The sequence below is a fragment of the uncultured Eudoraea sp. genome, assembly GCF_947258525.1.
In the GTDB taxonomy this organism is placed as follows: Bacteria; Bacteroidota; Bacteroidia; order Flavobacteriales; family Flavobacteriaceae; genus Eudoraea.
Map to the genome: position 1 here is coordinate 1 of NZ_CAMYIP010000076.1, position 4,315 is coordinate 4,315.

Annotated in this window: 5 protein-coding genes; 4 read left to right on the top strand and 1 reads right to left on the bottom strand. The window is 34.6% G+C overall.

Annotated features, from left to right (window positions below; genetic code table 11):
- Window positions 1–1,305, top strand: a 1,305-nt coding sequence (locus tag Q0X89_RS05830) for a prolyl oligopeptidase family serine peptidase (RefSeq protein ID WP_297692065.1), incomplete at its 5' end; no start/stop codon positions are given.
- A gap of 161 nt (window positions 1,306–1,466) precedes the next feature.
- On the opposite strand, the gene Q0X89_RS05835 is transcribed toward Q0X89_RS05830, so the two are convergent.
- Window positions 1,467–3,098 (bottom strand): AraC family transcriptional regulator, encoded by a 1,632-nt coding sequence (locus Q0X89_RS05835; protein WP_297692067.1) that lies wholly within the window; start codon window positions 3,096–3,098, stop codon window positions 1,467–1,469.
- 370 nt (window positions 3,099–3,468) lie between these two features.
- Between Q0X89_RS05835 and Q0X89_RS05840 the strand changes: the two genes are divergently transcribed.
- From Q0X89_RS05840 to Q0X89_RS05850, 3 genes are all read left to right on the top strand, one after another.
- Window positions 3,469–3,741 carry a DNA-binding protein gene (locus tag Q0X89_RS05840; RefSeq protein WP_297692069.1) on the top strand — a complete coding sequence of 91 codons (273 nt, stop codon included), beginning with the start codon at window positions 3,469–3,471 and terminating at the stop codon, window positions 3,739–3,741.
- A 71-nt stretch (window positions 3,742–3,812) separates the two neighbouring features.
- Window positions 3,813–4,094 carry a type II toxin-antitoxin system RelE/ParE family toxin gene (locus tag Q0X89_RS05845; protein ID WP_297692071.1) on the top strand — a complete coding sequence of 94 codons (282 nt, stop codon included), beginning with the start codon at window positions 3,813–3,815 and terminating at the stop codon, window positions 4,092–4,094.
- 11 nt (window positions 4,095–4,105) lie between these two features.
- The coding region (locus tag Q0X89_RS05850) for a HigA family addiction module antitoxin (protein WP_297692073.1) at window positions 4,106–4,315 on the top strand (210 nt) is incomplete at its 3' end.

The following is a 4,315-nucleotide window of genomic DNA, read 5'->3' on the forward strand; positions in this document are numbered from 1 at the left end:
TTAAAAGATGAAGGTCCTTTTAAACCCATCCAAGAACGCGAAGATTCTGATACTTGGGTTATTGACAATCAAGGGACGACATTATTTTTGGTGACTAACCACGGGGCGCCCAATCAAAAATTGGTCAAAACAGATGCTTCAAATCCTACGGTCGATAATTGGGAAGATGTCATTCCGGAAAAGGAGAATGTATTGTCGCTACGTTCTGCTGGCGGATATTATTTTGCCGAATATATGATAGATGCCCTTTCCAAAGTCTACCAATATGACTATGACGGTAAGCTAGTACGTGAAGTGAAATTACCCGGCATCGGAAATGTAGGTGGGTTTGGAGGCAAGAAAGAGATTAAAGAAGCATATTTCACATTTACCAATTATAGTTTACCGGGATCCATTTACAAATACTCCATAGATGAAGGAACCTATGAAAAGTATTGGAGTCCGGATATAGACTATAATCCAAATGATTATGAGTCTCACCAGGTATTTTATAATTCTAAGGATGGTACTAAAATACCAATGATCATAACGCATAAAAAAGGAGTTGCATATAATGGTAAGAATCCCACGATTCTTTATGGATATGGGGGTTTTAATATTAGCCTAAACCCTTCCTTTAGCATAACAAATGCAGTTTGGATGGAACAAGGAGGAATATATGCTGTCCCCAATCTCAGAGGGGGTGGGGAATATGGGAAGAAGTGGCATGAATCAGGTATTAAGACCAAGAAACAAAATGTTTTTGACGACTTTATAGCTGCTGCTGAATACCTAATCGAAAACAATTACACGTCCTCAGAGTTTTTGGCAATTAAAGGTGGCTCTAATGGCGGTTTATTGGTTGGAGCTACCATGACACAGCGTCCGGATTTAATGAAAGTGGCCCTCCCGGCTGTGGGTGTGTTAGATATGCTACGCTATCACAAGTTCACGGCAGGGGCCGGATGGGCATATGATTATGGAACTTCAGAAGAAAGCCAGGAAATGTTTGAATATTTATTAGGGTACTCCCCTATTCACAATGTTAATGAAGGTACTTCATATCCGGCCACTTTGATCACTACGGGTGACCATGATGATCGCGTAGTTCCCGCACATAGTTTTAAATATGCAGCCAATTTACAAAAGTCTCAGGCAGGAGAATCACCTGTATTGATCCGCATTGAAACAAAAGCCGGTCACGGTGCTGGGACACCAGTTAATAAGCGTATAGAACAGTATGCAGATATTTTTGGATTTACCTTTTTTAATATGGGCTATGATGAACTACCAAATCAAGCAGTGCTTAAAGAATTTAAGGAATAATAATAATTCTGCGTAATATGGAAAGATTTGATTGCGATATTTTTAAGGCAAAGAGCTTTAATATTAGAATTAATATAATACAAAATATTAGCCTCTAAATACATATCTGGTATGAGCTGATTAATGTCATCTACCTATAAATATTTATACATATTATCAGTTTATTTATAAGATTTAATTAACTCTTTTATATAATATGATGGATAAATACCAACTCGCTTATAAAATGCATTAGTAAATGATTCAGCATTTTTAAATCCTACTTCTAAAGCAATTGCTTTTATTGTGTATTTCCTTAATATATGATTTCTTTTTAGTTCTTCAGTAGCATATATAATCCTAAGATCATTAATATAGTTGTTGAAGTTTTTTTCCTTATAATGATTAATAATTCGCGACAAGTAATTACTATTGGTTTCCAACTTGCTAGCCATTCTTGCTAGGCTTAAATTACTATCCAGAAACTGTTCTTTTTCTTCAAATGTACTAATTTTCATTAAGATGTCGGAAACGACTTTTTTTTGAATATTTGATATTCCTTTAGGTTTAGAATTTATAGGCTTTGTAGAAACTCCCCCTCTGACCAATTGTTCAAAACGTTTTTTATACGTTAGTCTTTTCCTATAGTATGAAATAGCTAAGGAGGACAAAAGAAGTACCGCGCCCAACAAAGTTATTATTCCTTTTATTTTATTGGCGTTTTTATTCTCAAGCCTATTAATGATAAGTTCTTTTTCTGCCAATAACCTAGGTTGATCATATTCTCTAGTTATTGTCTTATATAGAGTAGTGTACTTTTTTTGAAGGTTCTCGTCGTAATTAATTAATTTTTCTAAATAACGTAATTGCAATTCAGAATCCCCTATTTTCTTATAATAATCATTCAACAGTTCATAAATTTCAACTAGTTCAGGATAATACCTACTTTCAGTAGCAATTATTGAATCGGCCTTAAATAGTGAACTTGGAGGTTGGTATGGGCTATTAATTAATTGAATTTTCCCTAAATATAAAAAGCCAATTGCGGCATTCATTTTGTCATTATGCAATAACATTAAAGGCACCGACTTTTTAAGGCTGTCCAATGAACTTACTAAGTCCTCCTTGAAGAACAAATTGTAACCTTCTCCTAGCACAAATTTGGCGTAATGTCTAGGCCTATTATACTTTTTGGACTCAGCTATTCCTAGTTTATTATAGTACGTTGCCGAGTCTAATAATCCAATTTCAGTAAATGAATGTGATAATGAGAAAAGATTTACTAAATAATTATTTATTTCATTTCCATTTATGCCATCTTTTTGTAGGTGTTGCAAATATTCTTGATAAACTTGTAGAGCCTCTGCATTTTGACCTATTAAACCTCTTATTAAGCCAATATTATGAGTTAGTATATGGTACAAAACTGCTTGCTCAGACTTATCCATAACTTTAATGGCCATTAGATAATGATCTAAAGCACCTTGGATATCACCCATTTCATAGAGTAGTTTACCAATTGCTTGTTGAGCTAAGGCTAGTTTCTTATCCAGAGAATGCTTAATGCTAAATCTTGAAAGACTATCTAAATATTTTCGAGCATCATTATCTTTGGCTATCAATGAAAGAAAGTAATATCCATCAGTAATTTTGTTTATATTCTCTTCTTTCTTTGCCTTTTTCAAATAAAGTCTTCCAAAATAAAGTGACTTAACTAGGTCATTAGGAGAATCGAATATTTTCTCTTCTAGAAAATCATATTGCTGTAATAAAAGAGAATCACATATTTTTTCACTATAACTTGCCTTTAGCAAAACAGTATAAATCAACAAGTTGCAAAAACAAATTAAATTCCTATAGTTGATATAATGGAAATTTAGTGACATCAAAACTTTCTGCAATGAATAATTGGTTACTTCAATAATAATTGATATTTCATATTTGAAAATGATAAAAATGAATGTCAATTTTAAACTCAGGGAATGAATTAATTTAAATATAAGATATTAATTAATCCATTCGGTAAGGTAGCAACAAGCCGATATCGATTTTCATGAATACCGGGTCGATATTCATGAATTCTAGGTTTAAACATTTGATTTATTGTGTTATACAAAATAGTTTAGAAGATAAGTGCAGAATTAATGCTATAAAGCACAAGCTAACATCTTTAAATTTTAAACTATGAAAACCATAAAAAATCTACAACGCCTCCACCGCTTCCACAAACTTATCCAGGACGAAACCACCGGCTCTCCCAAAGAACTGGCGCGCAGGCTGCGCATTAGCGAGCGACTCGTCTACCTGATGGTAGAACAATTAAAAGACTACAACGCGAAAGTCTGCTATAACCGCAGTAGAAAAACCTATTACTACACAGAGTATTTTGACCTGGAAGTGTCTATCTCCATCTACGTACAGAATAAAGAAGAACGAACAGACCTGCATTTTGGGTAGTTAATTTGATTAATAAATAATATGCTTTTTCTAATAAATTACTTATCTTTAACGTTAGTAACGTAATACGTATGCTTACGTCATTCGGTACTAAAGATACGGAGCGGATCTGGCAGGGTTATCGCGTAACAAATCTACCCGGCACCATTCAACAGCTTGGCAGGCGGAAATTAAGGATGCTACATAATGCTCAGGATTTAAATGATCTTAGAATACCTCCTTCTAACCGCCTCGAGAAATTGAGAGGCAAGTACAAAGGGTTTTACAGCATCCGTATTAATAGACAATGGCGTATAATCTTTAAATGGCATAAGGGCAACGCCTCCGAAGTACAAATAATAGACTATCATTAAAAATGCTGCATATGAAACGGTTAAAAAACATACATCCCGGAGAAGTCTTGCTCCATGAATTTTTGGAGCCCCTGGGTATTTCTGCTTACCGGCTCTCAAAAGACCTGAATATACCACAAACGCGTACTTCAGCCATTATTCACGGTAGGCGGAGTATCACGGCAGATACGGCTTTGCGTCTCAGCAAGTATTTTGGGAATAGTGCCCAATTTTGGTTAGGT

What these genes read in the sequence shown, in the direction of transcription:
- Q0X89_RS05840 (WP_297692069.1), top strand. Translation starts at nt 3,469, where the DNA reads ATGAAAACCATAAAAAATCTACAACGCCTCCACCGCTTCCACAAACTT.
- Q0X89_RS05845 (WP_297692071.1), top strand. Translation starts at nt 3,813, where the DNA reads ATGCTTACGTCATTCGGTACTAAAGATACGGAGCGGATCTGGCAGGGT.